A 19,717-nucleotide genomic window follows, 5' to 3' on the forward strand; every position below is an offset into this window, starting at 1 on the left:
GGGCTTTTGTGGTTCAGGCTGACTCACAACCACTTGGGCATGGCGTTTTCGGCGCGAGCCTTGACGTCATCGTCGATGTAGACCGATACCGCGATCAGTGCGGCACCGAGCACACTGGCGTCGTCGACATAACCGCCGACGGGGATCAGGTCGGGAATGGCATCCAACGGCGAGATGAAATATCCCAATGCGCCGAGGATCGTGGTTTTCGCCCACATTGGGACATCGGGACGTTGCAACACGAAATAGAGCTGAAGCGCGCGGCGGATGACTTCGCGCCCGGCACGGCGACCGTAGTGAGTAATCTTGTGCCAGAAACGTTGCTCTTGGAACGTGTCGGCGTAATCGGTCGTTTCTCCCGGTACCACATCGGTGGTTTCGGTCAGTGGCGTCTCGTCGATGGGGTCATGGCGTAGCGTCATACACACTCCTCGTGACAGGGTGGGCATCTTCGATGGTGTTAGGCCGATCAAACCAGGGCGGGATACGTCATCATCATGATCGAGACAACCTAAGCTATAGGAGCGCGTCGCTCCCATAGTTTCTTACAACGCATCATCTCATGGGTATTACGACTTGGCACCGCCCTGAAAAGCGATATCCAGTGAAATAGCAGCATCCTTGGGCACATTGACCACCCTCAAGGCGTGTTGCGTCATGTCACGGCGCAATGCCTCGTATTCCTCGTCGCCCGCCATGCGCAGTTCCTCGAGCTGATGCTCGGTAACGTTCTGGCTACCGAGGTAGTTCTTGGCGGTCTTGCGCAGGGCTTCGCCCGTCTCGCCACCCGCGATCATGTGGAACTCATCGGGCTCCATGCCAGCGTTCTCGATGATGATTTCCATTTCGTCATCTCCTTATCTTGAGTAAAGCGCGGCACTTTTATGTGCCGCACGCCTTCAAGATAGGTGCCATGTTGGGTGAGGCTCAAGCGTTATCGGACGACCGGTAGGGCAAATTCCTTGGTCATGTGCGCCACCGCAAGGGGTGCTCGTCCACAGTTTGGCCTTGTGCGTCCCAGTCTTGCCAGCCGGTGAAGGGGATAGCTTCCTCCGTTTGCCAGTGGTTCAGACGTGTTTCCCATTGGTGTTTGGCCTGTTCCAGATGATCGTGGAAGGCAGGTTCGTCTTGATAGCTCAAACCACCACCCTGCACACCGTATGTGATGTGCGGGGAGAGTACGTCGAAACCGACATAATAGAGAGAGCAGAGAATCGGCCACATCAGTGTGGCGATATCGCCGCTTCGACCGCCGGGAGTAAACGTCGCTGCTGGCGCCCCTGTGGTGACCGAACAGAGAGCCCGCTTGCCCTTTAGCGGCCCCCGGTCGTAGCGATTTTTACCCGAGTAAAGCCCGCCATAGACGAATACACGATCGAACCAGCCTTTGAGCATGGCGGGCTGGGCGTGCCACCACAGAGGGAATTGCAAGATAACGAGATCGGCGTGTCGCAGTCGCTCGATTTCTCGCTGAATGTCGCCAGGTAGCGTGTCTGATTGGACATGGTGACGTTGCTCGGTCAGCGCCGAGAAGTAGTCGGGATCTGCACGACCGGCGAAGTGCTCGGGGCGTTCCACGGGGTCGAAGTCTTCGGCGTATAGATCTGAGACACAGACGTCATGCCCCTCACGTGTCAATGCAGTCACGGCGAGGTTGCTTAATGCTGCATTGAATGAGCGTGGCTCGGGGTGGCAGTGCACGATCAAGATATTCATGGGAAAGCCTTGTAACGACATAGGAGGAGTTACGCTAGGCTTTGCATAAGAGAAATAACATTCCCCATTAATTAAAGTGAACTTTGCATGAATGAAAAGAATCTGCCTTGGGATGATCTTCGGATCGTACTGGCCATCGTACGGCAGGGATCTCTAGCTGGGGCCGCGCGAGAACTGGGCGTCAGTCATGCGACGGTATTTCGCCGCTTAGGGGCGCTTGAGTCCCAGCTGGAAGTACGGTTATTCGAGCGTCACCGCATGGGCTATGTGCCAACGCTAGCGGGTGACGATCTAGCGACGACCGCAGCACGTGTCGCGACAGATATCGATGCCGTGGAACGACGCCTCGTGGGGCAGGATGCGAGGTTGTCTGGTACGTTGCGTGTCACCACGACCGACACGCTGCTCATGGGGTTGTTGAGTGATGTTCTTGCAGGTTTCCAGCGTGAATATCCTCACATTGTGTTGGAAGTGGAGGTCTCTAATCGTGAATACAATTTATCGCACCGCGATGCGGATATCGCGATTCGGCCCACGAAATCGCCGCCAGAAACATTAGTGGGTCGCCAAGTGGGGGAAATCGCTCAGGCCGTCTATGTTCATCAGCACCACCTTGAGACAAGCGCTTGGGTAGGGCCCGATTCACACTTGGGATATCCTGCTTTGGAGCGCTGGATGGCTCATGCAGGGGTAGAGGCTGACTGCCGTTACCGTGTCGACAGCATGTTGGGAATGCTGGCGGGAGTGCGTACTGGCATGGGGCGTGGGGTTCTGCCGTGTTACCTCGCCGATAGGGACGACAGCCTCGTGAAAGTCAGTGAGTCGCTGGCCTCCTTGGAGACCCCTCTGTGGTTGTTGACGCACCCCGACTTGCGGCGTACCGCTCGAGTGATGGCTTTTTTCTCCTACTTGGCGGAAGTGTTGGGCACACAGCAAGCACGCTTGAAAGGCGAGGTTTCTCCTTCCAAGTCGACCTCACCACGCGACGAGCACGAGCCCCCCGAGCATGACGGCGATGGCGCCGAGTCGTAACGAAGGCAAGTGTTCCCGGAACCAGTAGCCGGCGGCGAGCACGCCGAGGGGGATCGAGAGCTGGCGCAAGGCGACGACGTGGCTGATGTCGGCACTGGTGGACATGGCAATCAGCACCAGCCCGTAGGTGCCGAGGATCATGGTGCCTGCCAGCCAGGCACGACGCGCGGCAGGAGAGCGGTGCAGTCGTCGTGCTGCATGACGCTCGTTGGGCAATGCTCGTACGAGTGGCCACATCCATAACCAGGTGGTCATGGCTTGCAGCACCATGTAGTGCAGTCCGGCTTGTAGCGGGGTGTAGCCATGCGCGGTCATCAAGCCTAGGGCGTGCTTGTCGATCAGCGAATACCCGGTGGTGCCGACCGCGGCGAGCAAGACGAAGCCGAGCGCAGGAGTGAGGTAACGCGACAGGCGCAAGGCGCGCCAATGGGGCAGGGGCATGACGAGGGCACTGGCAGTGATCAGCGCCATGCCGAGGATGTCTCCGCCATTAAGCGCGCTTGGGGCCAGCCATGGGAGCGCGACCGCGGGCACTAGCAAAACCGGGAGGGCACGTGCCAAGGGGTAGAGAAGACTCACTTCACCGCGTGCATAAGCCCAAGCGAGTCCGCCCATATAGAGCGCCTGGCATGCTCCCGTGGCGATGAGCCAGCCCCAGAAGATGGCGGGCAGCCGCAACGGCGAAGGTCCCCAAAACAAGAGCGGCGCATACAGCGCGCTGCCGGTCGCCATGGCGCGGGCGAAAAAGGCCAGCGATGGCTCACCGCGTTTACCGAGCAGATTCCAGCCGGCATGGAGTACTGCGGATACGGCGATCAAGGTGATGGCGAATGCGCTCAGCGTAGGTCTCCGGCAGGCTCAGGGGGTGTCTAAGTGTGATGGACTCTTTCTGGTATATACCAGTTGAGCGATGGCACCGTCCACCAAGCCTGAAGTGATCGCCTCCGAACGATTAAGTCGCCATGGGCGCTCCTTCTTCGCGTGACAAAAGTTTGTGGAACGTCACGAATGGCGCCCAAAATGTCCATAGGGGCTTTACAGAGCGCGTCTCTCGCTCATAATCCCTATGTTATTGCGCTTTGTGGCGTCGCCATAATAAATGTTGCGGCAAATGTTACGAGTAGACCCACGAGGGATTCCTCCTTCAAGGACATAACAAATGACGTCCCCGCTTTCTTATCATCACGCGCGTGCGTTGCCTGTGTTGCTCACGCTGATCGTTTTCGTGATGGCATTGTGTATGCTTCCTGCGGCTCAGGCGGCGCCCAACCCGCGTTACGCGTCCATCGTCATCGACACCGAGAGCGGCGCTGTCCTGCATGCCGCTAACGCCGATGCGACGCGCTATCCTGCCTCGTTGACCAAGATGATGACGCTCTACTTGCTCTTCGAGGCGCTCGAGGACGACACGCTGAGCATGGATTCGCGCTTGCCGGTATCGCAGCATGCCGCCGCGAAGCCGCCTTCCAAGATGGGCGTGAAACCCGGAGAAACGGTGAAGGTGGAAGATGCCATCAACATCCTGGTGGTCAAATCCGCCAACGATGTGGCGGCGGTGGTGGCCGAGGGGCTGGCCGGTAGCGAGTCCACCTTTGCCGGTCAGATGACCGACAAGGCGCGCGCCTTGGGCATGGCGCACACAACGTTTCGCAATGCCTCAGGGCTGCCCGATGACCGCCAAGTCACCACCGCCCGTGACATGGCGATTCTCGCGCTGCGTCTGATGCAGGATTTCCCGAGCTACTACCCGATATTCGCCAAGACCGAGTTCACGTGGCAGGGGCGGCGCTACAAAGGCCACAATCGACTGCTCGACAACTATGCCGGTACCGATGGCCTCAAGACGGGCTACATCCGCGCTTCGGGCTTCAATGTGGCGACTTCCGCCGTGCATGATGGGCGCCGCCTGCTCTCCGTAGTCATGGGCGGGTTTACCGCTCAGTCACGCGATGCGCATATGAGCGAACTGCTCGATCGTGGCTTCGCCCGCGCCGAATCGGTCGCGCATGGTGACTGGATCGCGAAGGCAGACATTTACGGGGATAGTTTGCAGGCCAGCCCAGCGAGTGACTCAGCGCCCACGCCCGCCGATGACCCCATTCGTGACTTGATCGTCCAGGCGGAATACGAACACGTCGACGCACGCGTGGCATCGAACGGTGCCCGTTCGGCCGTCTCCAACGGTGCTTGGGCCGTGCAGGTTGGCGCGTTCAGCGATCGCGCTCGGGCGCGTCATCAGGCTGACCAAGCCGCCGAATTCCTGCCAGCCGAGCTCGATGGTCGCGTGGCGGTGTCATCGGTGCAAGGCGATGGGGGCATCTTTCGGGCGCAGTTGGTGGATCTCGAGGAAACCCAGGCACGCCGTGGGTGCCGGCAGCTGGCACGCGAGGGTGTGGACTGTGTCGTGGTCGCCATGGGCGCCGGCCAATGAGGCGTCCCGATGGGCCTCACGGCATCGCCACCTCCACGCGCAGACAGATGGCATCGTGTAGCCAGTAATCCTCGTCATACTCGAGGGCGCGCTCCTCACGGTCATGCGTGACGCGTGTCACGCAAAGCCCCGCAGAGCCGCTGTGTACGCCCAGCGTCTCGGCTTCGTCGCCGGTCAGCGCGGTGGGGTAGAGGCGCAGCGATTTGCGCGCCAACACCAGGCCGTACTCGTCCCATAGGCGCTGCCACAGCGATGTCGAGAAATCGCCCTCGGCGAGGCTCGGCAAAAGGTCGTCGCGCAACCAGATACGCTCCAACAATACTGCCCGACCATCGATGTAGCGACGCCGTTTTACATGCAAAACGGCTTGCCCGCAGCTAATGCCGAGTGCTTGTGCCGCTTCAGCAGAGGCCGGTAGGCACCCCACGTCCAACACCTCGGTATGCGGTTGCCGCCCTTGCGCACTCACGTACTGGGTGAAACTTTGATCGTGATTCGGCGAATATTCCACGCGCCTGGGCGAGACGAACCAGCCGCGTCGGTTGCGGCGATGTAGTCGCCCCTCGCTTTCCAACTGAGTCAGCGCCTGGCGCAGCGTGACACGCGTCGTCGCGAAGCGCTCGGCCAGACGGCGCTCGCCGGGTAAGCGACTGGCGGGCGGCAGCTCGCCCGTCTCGATCAGCGTTACCAGGCGGTCGCGCAACTGAAGATAGAATGGATTTTCGGGCATTGATGTTCCCAGGCCGACGCCAACATAGGCCGATGATAAGCGCTGGCGCGAGGTGTGCCCATGGTTCTCGATCACATGGACGCTGCATCGAAATGCCGACTCGCGTTGCCCCGCCGGGGGTGTCGCGTCTAGCCTAGAGCAGACAAGCCAATGAACGTCTTTCACCAAACAAGGATGTGAGGGTGTTATGCAAGAAACCGATTTGGGCATGATGGATGCTGGACAACTGGCGGCGCTTTTTCGGTCCGGCGAGGCCTCGCCGCTGGAAGCCACGCGCGCCTCGCTTGCGCGTATCGAGCGCTTCAACGACGCGGTCAACGCCTATGTGTATGTCGACCACGAAGGCGCCGAGCAGGCCGCCAAGGCCTCGGCGCGTCGCTGGGGGCAGGGTAAGCCGCTGAGCTCTATCGACGGCGTGCCGGTGTCGATGAAGGACTTGACCGAAGTGGCCGGCATGCCGGCCCGCGACGGCTCGTTGACTACCTCGGAGGCCCCCTGCGAAAGCGATGCACCGCCGGTCAGTCGGCTACGTGAGGCGGGGGCCGTCATTCTCGGCAAGACCAACACCCCGGAGTTCGGCTGGAAGGCCGTCACCGACAATCGCGTGTTCGGGGCCACCTGCAATCCCTGGGACACACGGCTCACGCCGGGCGGTTCGTCAGGCGGCGCGGCGGTCGCTGCCGCGCTCAATATGGGCGTGTTGCACCAGGGCGGCGATTCGGGCGGCTCGATCCGCATTCCCGCCGCATTTACCGGCGTTTTCGGCTTCAAGCCGACCTTCGGCTGGACGCCGCAATGGCCGCCCGCCACGGAGCCGACGCTGTCGCATATCGGCCCGTTGACGCGCAACGTGCCTGATGCCGCGCGCATGCTCAACGTGATCGGGCGTTACGATCATCATGACCCCTACGCTACGCGTGGCCAGCCCGACGACTGGGGCGTGGACATGGACTGCGATCTACGTGGCCTGCGCATCGCTTATTCGCCCGATCTTGGCTACGCCCAGGTCGAGCCGCAGATCGCCGCCCGCGTGCGCGAAGCGGCTGAGAAGCTTCAGGCGCTGGGGGCCGAGGTCGAGGAGGTTCACCCCGGCTTCGAGTCACCGATCGAGATCTTCCAGAAGATATGGTTCACCGCCTCGCTGGAGCTCTGGTCGCAGTGCAGCGAGCATGAACGCACCTTGCTCGACCCAGGGCTGGTCACCAATGCGCGCATCGCCGAACGCTGGAGCGCGGTGGACTTCTTCCGTGCTCTGGAGTTCCGGGCTCGGCTGACGCAATGCCTTGAGGATTTCAATCAGAAGTATCATCTGCTGATGACGCCCTCGGTGTCGGTGTCACCGTTCGAGGTCAATCACGAAGTCCCGCCCGGCAGCGGTATGCGCGACTGGGAAGAATGGGCACCGTTCTCGTATCCTTTCAACCTCAGCCAGCAGCCCGCGGCCTCCGTGCCGTGCGGCTTCACCGACACGGGCATGCCGGTGGGTTTCCAGCTGGCGGGTGGCAAGTTCGACGATATCCGCGTCCTGCGCGCCTGCCACGCCTTCATGCAGGCGTATCCACCGCGCTTCCCGACCGTGCCTGATCCGGCTCAGACAGGCTGAGCGAGGTCAATCGGCCATCGCCCTCGTCCGTTCAGGCGGACGAGGGCGTATCGTGGTTTTCGAGGAACTTGCGCACACGATCGGTCTTGGGAGTGGTGAAGAAGGTCTCCGGATCGGCGCGTTCGATGATCAGGCCTTTTTCCAGGAAGACCACCTGATCGGACACCGCGCGGGCGAAGGCCATCTCGTGCGTCACCATGACCATGGTGTATCCCTCGGCGGAAAGGTCCTTGATCACCGCCAGCACTTCGCCCACCAGCTCCGGGTCGAGCGCCGAAGTAGGCTCGTCGAAGAGCATCACTGCTGGTTGCATGGCCAGCGCCCGGGCGATGGCCACGCGCTGTTTCTGGCCGCCCGAGAGCGTATTGGGATAGCTATCATGCTTTTGCGACATGCCCACCTTCTCGAGCAATGCCGTGGCGAGTTCCTCGGCTTCGCGCTTGGACTTGCCCTGCACGTGGATGGGCGCCTCGGTGACGTTGTGCAGCACGTTGAGATGCGGCCATAGATTGAAGCCTTGGAATACCATACCGGTTTGCGCGCGGACCTTGGCCAGCTCACGCACGGGCATGGGACGACCGTCATCGTGGACCCCGATGCGCTGCCCGGCGATATGAATGCTGCCCCGGTCGGGTTTTTCCAGCCAATTGATACAACGCAATAGCGTCGACTTGCCCGAGCCGGACGAGCCGATGATCGTCACTACCTCGCCGGTTTTTACTTCCAGCTCGACATCGCGTAACACTTCGACGTCATCGAAGCTTTTCGAAAGATGGCGGATCGAAACCGCAGCCGTCTCAGACGTGTTTGCTTCAGACATTGTCGAATCCCCGTTTGGCGCTGAAACGCCCGCATTGTTTAATGATGATTTCCATCGTCACGCTGATCGCCCAGTAGAAACCGATCACGACGATGAATGCCTCGGTGGGAATGAAATAGGTACTCGATAAGCTGTTGGCGGCGGCAGTCAACTCACCCACGGTGATGATGACGAGAAAGGCCGTGTCTTTGAGCGCATAGATTAGCTGGTTGCCCAGCAATGGGCGGGTTTGCATGATGATTTGCGGCAGCAGCAGGCGAAAGAATAATTTGCCCTTGGTGAAGCCATGCGCCTGGGCGGCTTCGATCTGCCCCGGCGGAAAGGTCAAGCGATTGCCGCGGAAGATTTCGGCAAAGTAGCAGCCGTGATAGACCGCCAAAGCGCCGACTCCTGCTCCCCAGGCATCAAGGCGAATACCGACGCTTGGCAAGCCGTAATACAGCAGATAGGCGAGGATCAAAAACGGCAGCATGCGCATACCATCGATGAAAATACGCAGCGGCATGGTCAGCCGTTTGCGGCTGCCTTCGAGTAAATAAAGTAGACCGCAGCCGATCACAAAGGCACCCACGATCGACAGGCCAAATATTTCCAGGGTGCTCAGAAAACCGCTCCAGAACTGCGCGCGCTCATCCCAAAGAATTTCCCAATTGCTCATGGTTGTCTCCTCACCGTTTTATCCTCACATGGCCAGCCGGTTGGCACGGCGTTCGGCGAGACGCTGTAGCCATACCAGGCAACCGATTATCGCCATGTAGAGCGCGCCGGCGACGAGAATGGGCGGCAGCGGTTCATAGGTCACCGCCGAAATGCGATTGGTCACGCGGGTCAGGTCGACGATGCCGATCACTGCGATGGCGGGACTGCCCTTGATCAGAAAGGACATCTCGTTGACCAACCCTGGCAAGCTGGTGATCACCATCTGCGGCAGCATGATGCGGCGAAAGGTGACCCATGGGGTCATGCCCGTCGCCATGGCCGCTTCGCTTTGCTCGCGAGAGAAATTGCGAAATGCGCTGCGCCAGATCTCGGCATTGAAGGCGGTGGTATTGAGCGTCAACGCCAGGATGCCGGCGACGCTGCGATTGAGGTCGAGCCCCAGATCGGGGGCGCTGAGAAAGATGAAAAGTGCCAGGGTCACCAATGGTGTGGCGCGGGCCACGCTGACGTAGAGCACTAACAGTTGATCGATGATGGGAATTCGTGCGAGGCGAATCAGGGCGATCACCAAGCCTGCCACGACCCCGATAGCAATCGAGACAGCGGAAATCCAGACGGTGGTCCAGGCCCCTTCCAGCAACATGTTCCAGGCGCTGGCATTCATGACAGAGTCCCCGAGTTAAGGAATGGGTGCGGCGCCATGGCCAGGCCACAGCGCTGCAGTACACAGGGATGCGGCAAGCACTCAGTCGTCGAGGCCGGCCAGTTCGTGGAATTGCTCGACGCTGGTCAGCGGCTTCTCGGGAAGATCCGTGAAGCTTTCGCCGAACCATTTTTCCTGCAGCTCGGCGAGGCGGCCGTTTTCCTTGAGGTGGTTCAGGAAGTCGGCCATGTACGCCAGCAGCTCGGGGCTATCCTTGGGAATCGGCCAGGAGACGTAGCCAGCCCCGGAAACCGCCGGGCCTTTGGCGAAGACATCCGGCTTGGAGGCCACCAGCGTATTCACCGGCACCGCTGAATCGATAACGTAATCCAGGCGCCCATTGGCCAGATCGGCAAAGGCTTCGGGATAAGATTCGTACTGCACGACCTCGCCGAGTTCGCCGCCGTCGTCCTCGAGCATCGTCTCTAGCTCGGGCAGGCGCGAGAGCAGTACGCTGCCGGCTTGAACGCCGACTTGCTTATCGCTGAGATCATCGACATCGCTGATGCTGTCATCGTTGGCGCGTTTGATGGCGAAATGCTGAGCGGAGGCGTAGGGCGGGGTGTAGTTGAATACGCGTAAGCGTTCATCGGAGACGGACGCGCCGGTCAAGGCCATGTCGTACTGGTCGTTGGAGACCGCCGCCAACAGGCCGGTCCACGGCAGGATTTCCTGACGAATCTCGAAGTCGGCGTAATCGCGCAACTCTTCGAGGATATCGGCGTTGAAGCCCTTGGCATCGCCGCCTTCGATGAAGTTGAAGGGCGCGTAGTTATCCTCGGTGGCCACCTCCATGTAGCCGCGTTCCTGGATTTCCTCCAGGTCCGCCGCCAAGGCGGGTAACGACAGCGACATCAAGGTGCCGGCCAGGGTAGCGGCAATCGTCTTGGAGAAACGGACCTTGGGGAGGCGGTAGTGGGGAGTGGAACCTGTAGTGCGACCTGCGTTGCGAGTCGTGGAAAGCATCATAATCACCTTCGCTGTTGCTGTTGTTGTTGAGATCATTGGCTGAGACCAAAGACGGCTCGCCATGCGGAGCAATCTCGAACGTGGTGATTCCACCCTAAAGAATTCGACGTTGGTCGCTATAGAGCCAGTTGGGAGACGCCGGTTGGCCAGATGTTTCGGCGCCTAATGATGTGCCCCGTCAGCGAGCGTCGTGTCATGGCCTGACCCTTGCATCTATTCCGGTGTAATGCCTCATCGGGAGAGAACGATGCTCGACCATTATTTCCATCTCGATTTCGATACTCAGCGCGGACTGCAGGAACAACTGCGCGAGTCGCTGCTCGATGCTATCCACACCGGGACCATTCCCGCCGACGAGGCGTTACCGTCATGTCGCCGTTTGTCCCTGCAATTGGGGATCTCGCGCAACACCGTGGCATTGGTGTACGAAGGCTTGGTCGAGGACGGCTATCTGGTCAGCCGGCCGCGTAGCGGTTACTACCTGCACGACGCTTATCACGACAGCGATACCCTGGCGCTGGCTCAAGCGACGCGCCAGACGACAGTGGATGCACCATCCTGGAGCAAACGCTTCACACATCGCCCCAGCCACTTGCAGGGCGTGCTGCGTCCCAGCAACTGGATGCATTACGAGTTCCCCTTCGTGTATGGGCAACTGGATACGCGGCTGTTTCCCCTCGAACAATGGCGCGAGACCTCGCGACGCCTGCTGGGCGCGAACCGCGAGCGTCACTGGCTCAGCGACCGCTACGATCAGGACGACCCAATGCTGGTCGAGCAGTTGCGCACGCGGGTGCTGCCCAAGCGTGGCATTCATGCGCAGAGCGATGAAATTCTGGTGACGCTGGGCTCACAAAACGCCTTGTTCTTGATCGCGCAGTTGTTGTTCGACCGGCAAACGCGTGTCGCCGTCGAGAATCCCGGGTATCGCGAGGCGGTCAATGTCTTCCTGCGCCAGGGCGCCCAACTTCACTACCAGCACGTGGACGGCGAAGGCATGCAGCTCGATGCCGAGACGCCACGCTGCGACTATCTCTACGTGACGCCCAGCCATCAGGGGCCGACCGGCGTTACCATGAGTCGCGCGCGTCGCGAGCGGTTGATTCAGCAGGTCCAGCGCTTCGACCAGATCGTGCTCGAGGACGACTACGATGCGGAAGTGAATTTCGACCACCAGGCCCAGCCGGCCCTGAAAGCCAGCCGTGTCGGCGATCGGGTGATCTACATGAGTAGCCTGTCCAAACCGCTTTCGCCGGGACTACGACTGGGCTATCTGGTGGCCGATGCCGAGCTGATCGATGAACTACGCGCGCTGCGGCGGCTGATGTATCGTCACCCGCCCTCGGGGCTACAACAGCAAATGGCGCAATTTCTCGCTCAGGGACATTACGATCGATATCTGCGGTTATTCGCTGACGAGATGCGCCTGCGCTGGGAAACGATGAACGAGGCCATCAAGACGCATATGCCCAGCTGCCGGCGCGTTGGTGGCGACCATGCCAGCGTGTTCTGGTTGGAAGCCCCGCAAGACGTGGATACCCAACGCCTGGCTTGGCAGGCCGCGCAAGATGGCGTACTCATCGAACCGGGTTTTCAGCACTTCTTCGAGCGCGTGCCGCCGCGTAACTTCATGCGCCTGGGGTTCGGCGCCATCGATGCCGAGCGCATCGAACCGGGGATCGAACGCCTGGCGCAAACGCTGGAGTAGCGGCGTACTCACGACTGCGCCGGGCACAAGGCCCGGCGCATGCTATCCAGCATTGGCGACGGCGATGCCGCCACCCTGGCGGGTCAAGCGGCGTGCTTGGTCGACATCTCGCCCAGCACTTTATCCAGAATCGCCAGCCCCTGCTGGGCCTCCGCCTCGCTGACGATGCATGGCGGTACCACATGAATGCGGTTCTCGGCCACGAACGGCAGCATGCCCTCGGCGAGCAGGGCGTGCTTGATCTCGCCCATCGCACTCGCTGAAAGCGGCGTGCGATGTTCGCGGTCGCTGACCAGTTCCAGAGCATGGAAGACGCCCAGCCCGCGTGTCTCGCCGACGATGGCATGCTCGCGCGCCAAGCGTTCGAGGCCCTGGCCGAGCGTGCCCTTACCGATGCTGGCGGCGTTCTCTACCACACCTTCCTCGTGCATGGCGTCCAGGGTCGCGACGATGGAGGCCATCGCCAGCGGATGCCCGGAGTAGGTAAGCCCGCCAAAGAACATGTGCTCGTCGAAATGCCGACTGATGGCCTCCGAAATCACCACGCCGCCGGCCGGCACGTACCCGGAGTTGACGCCTTTGGCGAACGCGATCAGGTCCGGCGAGACCCCGTAATGCTCGAAGGCGAACCAGCGCCCGGTGCGTCCGAATCCGGCCATCACTTCATCGAAGATCAACAGGATACCGAACTCATCGGCCAGCGCCCGCACACCCTTCAAGTAGTCCGCTGGGGGCGTCAGCACGCCGGCTGTGCCGGGGATCGGCTCGAGCAGAATGGCGGCGATGGCGCCGGGGCCCTCGCATTCGATGACCCGGCGCAGGTGCTGCAAGGCGCGCTGGCATTCCTCCTGCTCGTCGTTGGCCCAGAAGTCGCTGCGATACAGGTAGGGATTGAAGAAGTGCGCATGGCCTCGCGCGAACTCGTTGGGCACGCGGCGCGGGTCGCCTGTGGCGACGATGGCCGACCCGGTATTGCCGTGATAGGAGCGATACGCCGAGAGGATCTTGTCGCGCCCGGTGAAACTCCGCGCCATGCGGATGGCGTTCTCGTTGGCGTCTGCCCCCGCGTTGGTAAAAAATACCTTGGAAAAGCCCTGCGGCGCGCGTTCCACGATGCGCTTGGCGGCCTCGCCCCGAGCCAGATTGGCATGCGCCGGCGCCACCGTGGTGAGTGTCTCGGCCTGCTCCTTGATTGCGGCGATGACCTTGGGATGCTGATGGCCGATGTTGGTATTCACCAATTGGCTGCTGAAATCCAGATATTCCTTGCCCGCGTAATCCCAGAGACGGCAGCCCTGGCCGCCGGCGATCACCAGTGGATCGAGCTGGCCCTGTTGGGACCAGGAATGGAAAACATACTGGCGGTCGAGCTGGCGAACGAGGTCGTTGGTCGAGGTCATGAGCGAAGCCCTGTCGGTCGGCGAAGAACGATGTCGGTTATCACACAAGCTTAGGCAGCGTTCCCCATGCCTAGATAGAGCCAGAAACACGCCGACCTCGTGACAGCGGCATCTCTCATCATGCACGGCTTTACTGAGTAATAATTTATTTTTATTGGGTGGTTATAAAAATACAAATTTTGGCTATCGTGAGGATGCTTTATAAATAGCAACGTCAATAACGCATGGCTGTCACGTAAAAGTGAGCATGGTAACTAAAGTGCTGGCCATACGTTTTTTGAGTATCGCCAAGGCCAAAAGCACGAAGGGGAAAGAAATATGAGCGGAAAATGTCCGGTAATGCATGGTGGTCATACCTCCACAGGCACCTCCAATAAGGATTGGTGGCCGGAAGGTATTAACCTGGAGATCTTGCACCAGCATGATCGCAAGTCTAATCCGATGGATCCTGACTTCGATTACCGTGAGGAAGTCAGAAAGCTCGATTTCGACGCGCTCAAGCAAGACGTTCACGCGCTGATGACCGACAGTCAAGCCTGGTGGCCGGCCGACTGGGGCCACTATGGCGGCCTGATGATCCGCATGGCATGGCACTCTGCGGGTACCTATCGCCTGGCCGATGGGCGTGGCGGTGGCGGGACTGGTAGCCAGCGTTTCGCCCCGCTCAACTCCTGGCCAGATAACGCGAGCCTTGATAAGGCGCGTCGTCTACTGTGGCCGATCAAGAAGAAGTACGGCAACAAGATCAGCTGGGCCGACCTGATGATCCTGGCCGGCACTGTTGCTTATGAATCCATGGGGCTGCCGTCCTACGGGTTCTCTTTCGGCCGTGAAGATGTCTGGGAGCCGGAAAAAGACATTTACTGGGGCGATGAGAAAGAGTGGTTGGCGCCTTCCGACGAGCGTTACGAAGATGTCGATACCCCAGAAACCATGGAAAACCCGCTGGCCGCCGTGCAAATGGGGCTTATCTACGTTAACCCCGAAGGCGTTAACGGGCAGCCCGATCCGCTGAAAACCGCTCAGCAGGTACGTGAAACCTTCGCCCGCATGGCGATGAACGACGAAGAAACCGCCGCGCTGACGGCGGGTGGTCATACCGTGGGTAAATGTCACGGCAATGGTGATGCGTCTGCGCTAGATGCCGAACCCGAAGCGTCCGATGTTGAAAATCAGGGCTTTGGCTGGAGCAACCCGAGCATGGGCGGCAAGGCGAGCAACGCCATCACATCGGGCATTGAAGGCGCTTGGACGACCAACCCTATCCAGTTTGATATGGGCTACTTTGACCTGCTCTTTGGCTATGAGTGGGAACTCAGGAAGAGCCCCGCCGGCGCTAACCAGTGGGAGCCGGTGAACATCAAGGAAGAAGACAAGCCGGTCGATGCCAGCGACCCGTCGATCCGTCATAACCCGATCATGACCGATGCGGATATGGCGATGAAGATGGACCCGACTTACCGGGCGCTCTGCGAAAAATTCATGGCCGATCCGGAATACTTCAAGCAGACCTTCGCCAAGGCATGGTTCAAGCTGACTCACCGTGACTTGGGGCCCAAGCCGCGTTACATCGGCCCGGAAGTGCCGGCTGAAGACTTGATCTGGCAGGATCCGATCCCGGCTGGTAACACCGACTACAGCGAAGAAGTCGTTAAGCGCAAGATCGCGGAAAGCGGCCTGAGTATTAGCGAGATGGTCAGCACCGCCTGGGACAGTGCTCGCACGTATCGTGGTTCCGACATGCGCGGTGGTGCTAACGGTGCTCGCATTCGCCTGGCGCCTCAGAAAGAGTGGCAAGGGAACGAGCCAGAGCCTCTCGCTAAAGTACTCAGTGTTTATGAGAAGATCTCTGCTGATACCGGTGCCAGCATTGCCGATGTGATCGTGTTGGCGGGTAGTGTGGGTATCGAAAAAGCGGCGAAGACGGCGGGCTATGATGTGCGCGTACCGTTCTTGAAAGGCCGTGGCGATGCCTCTGCCGAAATGACCGACGGCGAATCCTTTGAGCCGCTGGAGCCGCTTGCTGATGGCTTCCGCAACTGGCAGAAGAAAGATTACGTGGTCAAGCCGGAAGAAATGCTGCTCGACCGTGCCCAGTTGATGGGGCTGACCGGGCCGGAAATGACCGTGCTACTCGGCGGTATGCGAGTACTGGGCACCAACCATGACGGTACCCAGCACGGTGTCTTCACCGACCGTGAGGGCCAGTTGACCAATGATTTCTTCGTCAACCTGACCGACATGGGCAATGCCTGGAAGCCAGCGGGTAACGGCCTTTACACGATTCGCGACCGGCAAACGGACACCGTCAAGTGGACAGCGTCACGCGTTGACTTGGTCTTTGGTTCCAACTCGCTGCTGCGTTCTTACGCGGAAGTCTATGCTCAGGACGATAATGACGAGAAGTTCGTCAAAGACTTCGTCGCTGCCTGGACGAAAGTGATGAACGCCGACCGCTTCGACGTCGCGTAACACCTCCTTCCTACAGCGTGCATTGCACGCCGGGAACGCGACACGGACGCTTCAAAACGAAGCGTTCGTGTCGCGATACCGTCAGCCCTCCGCTTGATGAACTCGCTCCGATTTACGCCTTCTTGATGTGTACCCTTTAGCACGCCTGTGTTCTGCGGGTAGCGGCGTACTAATGCCAAATACCATGCACAAGGCTAACGCCAAGGCCTGGCACGAGGCTCGGCGTCATGCTGCCCGATGTATACGGCGCCCACAGCCGACCTCGTGACAGCGGCATGTCTCATTGGCGCGCTGGAACTGGCTCTACCGTGACCTGGGCGGGCTGGCTAAGGTCGCCGTAACATTAGCCTATACCCGGATTCAGGAGTCGCCGTGCCGCCTACCTTTCCCATACTTGCCGCTGCGATGAGCCTGGCGCTGCTGGCGGGCATGGTGCGAGGTTATTGCGGCTTCGGCTTTGCCATGCTGATGGCGCTGGGGTTGATGCTGTTCATGGCGCCGATTCAGGCCGTGCCGCTGGCGCTGGTGCTGGATCTCGTCGCGAGCATGGGATTGTGGCGCCGGGCTTTGCGGCATGCCGACTGGCCGTGCCTGCGCTATCTGCTGCTGGGTATGGCGGTGACAACCTTGATTGGCGTGTGGCTCCTGGCCAGTGTGCCGGCCTCGCCGATGCGCATCGTCGTCGCGCTATTGGCGATGAGTGGCGCCGTGGCGCTGCTGTGCCAGCGTGAAACCACCTCGGCCGCGCCCACGACGCATCATCCGGGTGTGACGCTCGGCGCGGGCGGCCTTTCGGGGCTGTGCATGACGCTGGCCTCCGCGGGCGGGCCGCCGCTGATGCTGTACCTGCTGTATCGCCGCATGCCGCCGCTGGTAATGCGCGCCACCGCTATCGTCTTCTTCGCCGCGAGCAGCAGTGCCTCCCTGCTGGGCCTGAGTCTGGCCGGCGCCTTGCACGCCAGCACCTGGCACTGGGCGGCGTGGCTGCTGTTGCCAGCGCTGCTGGGTAATGCCCTCGGCCAGTGGCGCTTCGAGCGCACGCCGCCGCGCTCGCTCAAGACCAGCGTTGCGCCGCTTTTGATAGGGCTCTCGCTTTGGGTGCTGATCCGCGAAGCGCTTGCCTGATCCCCAACACCACTCATTTCCATAATGGAGGAAACTCGCATGACGGATTGTGTCTTCATCACCGGCGCCACCTCGGGCTTCGGCCGCGCCGCCGCATATCGTTTCGCCGCCGCAGGCTGGTCGCTGGTGCTCACCGGGCGTCGCCTGGAGCGTCTGGAAGCCTTGAAGGAGGAGCTTCAAGGCCAGGTCCCAGTGCATATCATCGCGCTCGACGTGCGTGACAGTGATGCCGTCGACGCCGCCGTGGCCGCGTTGCCGGAAGGCTTCAAGCGCGTGCGCACGCTGCTCAACAATGCCGGCCTCGCGCTGGCACCGCAGCCCGCTCAAAACGTCGACCGGCGCGACTGGCACACCATGATCGACACCAACGTCACGGGGCTGGTCAACATCACCCACGCGCTGCTGCCGACACTGATCGATGTCGGCGCAGGCGCTACCATCGTCAATGTCGGCTCCATCGCCGGCCAATGGCCGTACCCCGGTAGCCATGTCTACGGCGCTTCCAAGGCCTTCGTCAAACAGTTCAGCTACAACCTGCGCTGCGACCTGCTCGGCACCGGCGTGCGCGTGACCGACCTCGCCCCCGGCATCGCCGAAACCGAATTCACCCTCGTGCGCACCGGCGGCGACCAGGCCGCCTCCGATGCCCTGTATAGCGGCACTACCGCACTCACCGCCGAGGACATCGCCGAGCAGATGTTCTACATCGCCACACTGCCCCCGCACATCAACTTCAACCGTCTGGAAGTCATGCCCACGCGCCAAGCCTGGTCCGCGTTCGCCGTCGATTACGATGAGTGAGGGACGGAGCAGAGGCATCCCGCCCCGGCCGTGAGGCCGGGGCGGGGAAGGGAGAGTCGGCCACGGGTAACGCCAATCCTATCTATCAGCAAGAACTGCGATACATTACTACCCGATTTCGACCGTCGCGCTTGCCAACGTACAGCGTCTGATCCGCTCGCGTGATCAAGGACTCGAGGTCGGCCTCTTCGGGGTGCGCTAAAGCGATACCGATGGTGACGCTCAGGCAAAGTTCGCTCATCCCTTCCTTTAACGGAAGTTCGGCGACTCTCTTCTTCAAGCGCTCCGCCACGATTTGAGCGTCCTCGGGGCCGGTGTTCGGCAAGGCCACGATGAACTCTTCCCCACCGAAACGCCCTATTACATCAGTGGGGCGGAGAGATTGTGCACAAGCCGCCGCGATCTTGGTCAGCACCCAATCTCCATGGGTGTGGCCCCAGGTATCGTTGATGCTCTTGAAATGATCCACATCGATCATGAAAAGACTGAACGGCACCTTTTCCAATCGCGAGCGCTGCAACAGTGCCTCGGCCCGTTTCATGAAATGACTGCGATTATCGAGGCCCGTCAGAGCATCCCGCTCGGCGACCATGCGCAACTGTGCTTCCAGTGATTTGCGATGCGCTATTTCCTTGAGCAGAAGGCGATTTTGATTACGCTCTTCATGAAGCAGCGCAAATTGCTTGCGCTGCAAGACCTCCAAACGCAGCAAGGCACAGAAGCCCACTACATTAGTCATGATCAATAGCAGCGCGATGCGAAGCGTCACCACCGGGCCAATTTCCGCGAACAGTACCGCAGCGACTAGAAAACCAATGCTTAAATAGAGACTCGCGAACATCGCCACTGTCAGCAGGGTAGGGATCAGGAGGTAGAAAGCTATGGTAGCGACGACCACCGCTGTTACCTGAGTGAAGAGGCTATCGGGGCGCAAGGGAACGATTAAAATGATGCCCGTCGCAAGTATCCAGAGAGGCAAAGCGTGCAACCAGGCTTGACGGGAGTAACTGCCCCAGCGTCCGATAATGAATGCCAGGAACAGGCAGAGACTCACCACCACGGTGCGCATGGTGATCAGTAGATAGTACTCCCTGCTTAAACCGAGAAGGTGGTAGTCCGTAATCGCAAACATCCCAAAGACCAAGGACACCAAGATCAACGAAAGGCAGGATTCAAACCGTCCCCTCGTCTTTATGGACTTGCGATACATCGCTTCGAAGCTATATTCGCTGAACTGACAATCAGTCAATGCACGTAATGCTGTGTTTTTAGTGATGATAAAGCCCCATTGCCTCATGATGTGACCAGCGGCTTGCCGCTTTTCGATGATCCCCAAACTGTTCGATAGCCGCCCACAAGGCTGCGATTGCGATAACGCCTCCTGGCTCTCCAGTACGGAGCATCAACAAGTTATGCTCTTCCGCAGCTGGCGCCAATGGCACCTTGTACTTGATGACGGTCCCCTGTCGTCGTTCATACGACGTATCGCGTCGAGTCGTTATTGTAATTTAATGTAAAAAAAGACGGCCCTTTTCCATACCTATAAA

The 19,717-nt window shown here is 60.1% G+C and carries 18 protein-coding genes; 7 read left to right on the forward strand and 11 right to left on the reverse strand.

Going from position 1 to position 19,717, the window contains the following annotated elements; all coding sequences use genetic code 11:
* Positions 1-23 precede the first annotated feature (23 nt).
* The 3 genes from L1071_RS09430 to L1071_RS09440 form a co-directional block, all read right to left on the reverse strand.
* Positions 24-422, reverse strand: a complete 399-nt coding sequence (locus L1071_RS09430) for a YkvA family protein (RefSeq protein WP_246973467.1) — start codon at positions 420-422, stop codon at positions 24-26.
* Positions 423-569: 147 nt separating this feature from the next.
* The gene (locus tag L1071_RS09435) at positions 570-845 is read right to left on the reverse strand and encodes a hypothetical protein (protein ID WP_246973470.1); all 276 of its coding nucleotides are present in this window, start codon (positions 843-845) and stop codon (positions 570-572) included.
* Between the two features lie 121 nt (positions 846-966).
* Positions 967-1,716, reverse strand: a complete 750-nt coding sequence (locus L1071_RS09440) for an NAD(P)H-dependent oxidoreductase (RefSeq protein ID WP_246973473.1) — start codon at positions 1,714-1,716, stop codon at positions 967-969.
* 87 nt (positions 1,717-1,803) lie between these two features.
* Here L1071_RS09440 and L1071_RS09445 point away from each other — a divergent pair, with 87 nt between their 5' ends.
* Entirely contained in the window at positions 1,804-2,748 is a 945-nt protein-coding gene (locus tag L1071_RS09445; RefSeq protein ID WP_246973475.1) for a LysR family transcriptional regulator, read from the forward strand.
* Here L1071_RS09445 and L1071_RS09450 read toward each other — a convergent pair.
* Positions 2,692-3,567 carry an EamA family transporter gene (locus L1071_RS09450; RefSeq protein ID WP_246973478.1) on the reverse strand — a complete coding sequence of 292 codons (876 nt, stop codon included), beginning with the start codon at positions 3,565-3,567 and terminating at the stop codon, positions 2,692-2,694. The two genes, L1071_RS09445 and L1071_RS09450, sit on opposite strands and share 57 nt — an antisense overlap.
* A gap of 340 nt (positions 3,568-3,907) precedes the next feature.
* On the opposite strand from L1071_RS09450, the gene L1071_RS09455 reads away from it, so the two are divergent.
* On the forward strand, positions 3,908-5,179 hold the full coding sequence (locus L1071_RS09455; RefSeq protein WP_246973481.1) for a D-alanyl-D-alanine carboxypeptidase: 1,272 nt from the start codon (positions 3,908-3,910) through the stop codon (positions 5,177-5,179).
* Positions 5,180-5,195: 16 nt separating this feature from the next.
* Here L1071_RS09455 and L1071_RS09460 read toward each other — a convergent pair whose 3' ends face one another.
* Positions 5,196-5,909 (reverse strand): GntR family transcriptional regulator, encoded by a 714-nt coding sequence (locus L1071_RS09460; RefSeq protein ID WP_246973484.1) that lies wholly within the window; start codon positions 5,907-5,909, stop codon positions 5,196-5,198.
* Between the two features lie 187 nt (positions 5,910-6,096).
* On the opposite strand from L1071_RS09460, the gene L1071_RS09465 reads away from it, so the two are divergent.
* Positions 6,097-7,512, forward strand: coding sequence for an amidase (locus tag L1071_RS09465; RefSeq protein WP_246973487.1), 1,416 nt, complete (start codon positions 6,097-6,099; stop codon positions 7,510-7,512).
* 31 nt (positions 7,513-7,543) lie between these two features.
* Here the strand turns inward: L1071_RS09465 and L1071_RS09470 are convergent, their stop codons facing one another.
* From L1071_RS09470 to L1071_RS09485, 4 genes are all read right to left on the reverse strand, one after another.
* Positions 7,544-8,332, reverse strand: coding sequence for an amino acid ABC transporter ATP-binding protein (locus L1071_RS09470; RefSeq protein WP_246899682.1), 789 nt, complete (start codon positions 8,330-8,332; stop codon positions 7,544-7,546).
* Positions 8,325-8,990, reverse strand: coding sequence for an amino acid ABC transporter permease (locus L1071_RS09475; RefSeq protein ID WP_246973490.1), 666 nt, complete (start codon positions 8,988-8,990; stop codon positions 8,325-8,327). Before L1071_RS09475 ends, L1071_RS09470 begins: the two co-directional genes overlap by 8 nt.
* A 24-nt stretch (positions 8,991-9,014) precedes the next feature.
* Complete coding sequence (locus L1071_RS09480) at positions 9,015-9,656, reverse strand: amino acid ABC transporter permease (protein ID WP_246973492.1); 642 nt, start codon at positions 9,654-9,656, stop codon at positions 9,015-9,017.
* 81 nt (positions 9,657-9,737) lie between these two features.
* The gene (locus tag L1071_RS09485; protein WP_246973494.1) at positions 9,738-10,661 is read right to left on the reverse strand and encodes a transporter substrate-binding domain-containing protein; all 924 of its coding nucleotides are present in this window, start codon (positions 10,659-10,661) and stop codon (positions 9,738-9,740) included.
* A 250-nt stretch (positions 10,662-10,911) separates the two neighbouring features.
* Here L1071_RS09485 and pdxR point away from each other — a divergent pair, with 250 nt between their 5' ends.
* Positions 10,912-12,372 (forward strand): MocR-like pyridoxine biosynthesis transcription factor PdxR, encoded by a 1,461-nt coding sequence (gene pdxR, locus L1071_RS09490; RefSeq protein ID WP_246973496.1) that lies wholly within the window; start codon positions 10,912-10,914, stop codon positions 12,370-12,372.
* A gap of 83 nt (positions 12,373-12,455) precedes the next feature.
* Here the strand turns inward: pdxR and L1071_RS09495 are convergent, their stop codons facing one another.
* The gene (locus L1071_RS09495; RefSeq protein ID WP_246973498.1) at positions 12,456-13,772 is read right to left on the reverse strand and encodes an aspartate aminotransferase family protein; all 1,317 of its coding nucleotides are present in this window, start codon (positions 13,770-13,772) and stop codon (positions 12,456-12,458) included.
* Positions 13,773-14,090: 318 nt separating this feature from the next.
* On the opposite strand from L1071_RS09495, the gene katG reads away from it, so the two are divergent.
* From katG to L1071_RS09510, 3 genes are all read left to right on the forward strand, one after another.
* Positions 14,091-16,244 carry a catalase/peroxidase HPI gene (katG, locus tag L1071_RS09500; RefSeq protein WP_246973516.1) on the forward strand — a complete coding sequence of 718 codons (2,154 nt, stop codon included), beginning with the start codon at positions 14,091-14,093 and terminating at the stop codon, positions 16,242-16,244.
* Positions 16,245-16,616: 372 nt separating this feature from the next.
* Positions 16,617-17,369: a sulfite exporter TauE/SafE family protein gene (locus L1071_RS09505; protein WP_246973518.1), complete on the forward strand. Its 753-nt coding sequence runs from the start codon at positions 16,617-16,619 to the stop codon at positions 17,367-17,369.
* A gap of 39 nt (positions 17,370-17,408) precedes the next feature.
* Positions 17,409-18,170 carry an SDR family NAD(P)-dependent oxidoreductase gene (locus L1071_RS09510; protein WP_246973530.1) on the forward strand — a complete coding sequence of 254 codons (762 nt, stop codon included), beginning with the start codon at positions 17,409-17,411 and terminating at the stop codon, positions 18,168-18,170.
* An 85-nt stretch (positions 18,171-18,255) separates the two neighbouring features.
* Here the strand turns inward: L1071_RS09510 and L1071_RS09515 are convergent, their stop codons facing one another.
* Entirely contained in the window at positions 18,256-19,506 is a 1,251-nt protein-coding gene (locus tag L1071_RS09515; RefSeq protein WP_246973545.1) for a GGDEF domain-containing protein, read from the reverse strand.
* Positions 19,507-19,717 lie beyond the last annotated feature (211 nt).

The sequence above is a fragment of the Chromohalobacter sarecensis genome, assembly GCF_023061135.1.
Classification (GTDB): Bacteria; Pseudomonadota; Gammaproteobacteria; order Pseudomonadales; family Halomonadaceae; genus Chromohalobacter; species Chromohalobacter sarecensis.

What these genes read in the sequence shown, in the direction of transcription:
- L1071_RS09470 (WP_246899682.1), bottom strand. Translation starts at nt 8,332, where the DNA reads ATGTCTGAAGCAAACACGTCTGAGACGGCTGCGGTTTCGATCCGCCAT.
- L1071_RS09485 (WP_246973494.1), bottom strand. Translation starts at nt 10,661, where the DNA reads ATGCTTTCCACGACTCGCAACGCAGGTCGCACTACAGGTTCCACTCCC.
- L1071_RS09510 (WP_246973530.1), top strand. Translation starts at nt 17,409, where the DNA reads ATGACGGATTGTGTCTTCATCACCGGCGCCACCTCGGGCTTCGGCCGC.
- L1071_RS09480 (WP_246973492.1), bottom strand. Translation starts at nt 9,656, where the DNA reads ATGAATGCCAGCGCCTGGAACATGTTGCTGGAAGGGGCCTGGACCACC.
- L1071_RS09475 (WP_246973490.1), bottom strand. Translation starts at nt 8,990, where the DNA reads ATGAGCAATTGGGAAATTCTTTGGGATGAGCGCGCGCAGTTCTGGAGC.
- L1071_RS09465 (WP_246973487.1), top strand. Translation starts at nt 6,097, where the DNA reads ATGCAAGAAACCGATTTGGGCATGATGGATGCTGGACAACTGGCGGCG.
- L1071_RS09495 (WP_246973498.1), bottom strand. Translation starts at nt 13,772, where the DNA reads ATGACCTCGACCAACGACCTCGTTCGCCAGCTCGACCGCCAGTATGTT.
- L1071_RS09430 (WP_246973467.1), bottom strand. Translation starts at nt 422, where the DNA reads ATGACGCTACGCCATGACCCCATCGACGAGACGCCACTGACCGAAACC.
- pdxR (WP_246973496.1), top strand. Translation starts at nt 10,912, where the DNA reads ATGCTCGACCATTATTTCCATCTCGATTTCGATACTCAGCGCGGACTG.
- L1071_RS09455 (WP_246973481.1), top strand. Translation starts at nt 3,908, where the DNA reads ATGACGTCCCCGCTTTCTTATCATCACGCGCGTGCGTTGCCTGTGTTG.
- L1071_RS09460 (WP_246973484.1), bottom strand. Translation starts at nt 5,909, where the DNA reads ATGCCCGAAAATCCATTCTATCTTCAGTTGCGCGACCGCCTGGTAACG.
- L1071_RS09440 (WP_246973473.1), bottom strand. Translation starts at nt 1,716, where the DNA reads ATGAATATCTTGATCGTGCACTGCCACCCCGAGCCACGCTCATTCAAT.
- katG (WP_246973516.1), top strand. Translation starts at nt 14,091, where the DNA reads ATGAGCGGAAAATGTCCGGTAATGCATGGTGGTCATACCTCCACAGGC.
- L1071_RS09435 (WP_246973470.1), bottom strand. Translation starts at nt 845, where the DNA reads ATGGAAATCATCATCGAGAACGCTGGCATGGAGCCCGATGAGTTCCAC.
- L1071_RS09445 (WP_246973475.1), top strand. Translation starts at nt 1,804, where the DNA reads ATGAATGAAAAGAATCTGCCTTGGGATGATCTTCGGATCGTACTGGCC.